We start from the raw sequence: 704 nt of genomic DNA, 5'->3' as shown, positions 1-704 counted from the left end.
GTTTCGGAGGTGGTGAAGGTGCCGATGGTTGCCATTGTCGTATTCCTTTGCTGTTTCGGGCCGCGCCCATCGCGGCCTCGATGGCTGTCGCAAGGATCGGGGACGATCGGACCGCACCTGAAAGGCCGGAATGAAATGGAGGGCGGCCAGGAGAAGCTTTGTTGCTTCGCGAGGAATGAGCGCATCGCGCTCAGGGGAAGAAAGTTTCGCAAGGCCGTTGCGGGAAGACGATCGAGGTGAAGCCGGTCTTCGATCAGACATGCCTCATCGAGCCCGCGAAGGTCGTGGCCTGGTGCAGTAGTCGAAGGGATATGGCAATGGCTGCCAATCCACGAATGCCCGTCCGACCGTTACAACCATCGCTCCGCTGTCCTGTCCACATGCCAGACCCAAGCCTCGCTGAACCCCCGAGCGTAGGGCGTTGCATTGCCCATCCTCCGCGCTATCGTCGCGCCTTGCGATTCGTCGCCGGGAGGATTTATGCGTCAGCAGACAAAACCGTTTATCGTTGAAATCAAGCCGTCCCGGAAGCTCAAGCCGATTGACCGGAAAACCTCGATCTGGGGCAAACTGGACCTTGCAACTGATCGTGACGCGCCCACCGCGGCTGACGACCGAGAGTTGCCGGTCGCTGGCGAGACCAACGACCGGCGCTGACAAGTCGTTACGCAGCAAGGCGCTCGTTTACGCAGCAAGGCGCTCGT

1 protein-coding gene is annotated in these 704 nt (G+C 60.4%); it reads left to right on the top strand.

What is annotated here, in order from left to right:
• Positions 1–480: 480 nt before the first annotated feature.
• Positions 481–657 carry a hypothetical protein gene (locus QD461_RS36680; protein ID WP_179613316.1) on the top strand — a complete coding sequence of 59 codons (177 nt, stop codon included), beginning with the start codon at positions 481–483 and terminating at the stop codon, positions 655–657.
• Positions 658–704 lie beyond the last annotated feature (47 nt).

The organism is Rhizobium sp. BR 314 (assembly GCF_047445805.1).
Taxonomy (GTDB): domain Bacteria; phylum Pseudomonadota; class Alphaproteobacteria; order Rhizobiales; family Rhizobiaceae; genus Rhizobium; species Rhizobium lusitanum_B.
This window is presented reverse-complemented; position numbering and strand designations above follow the sequence as displayed.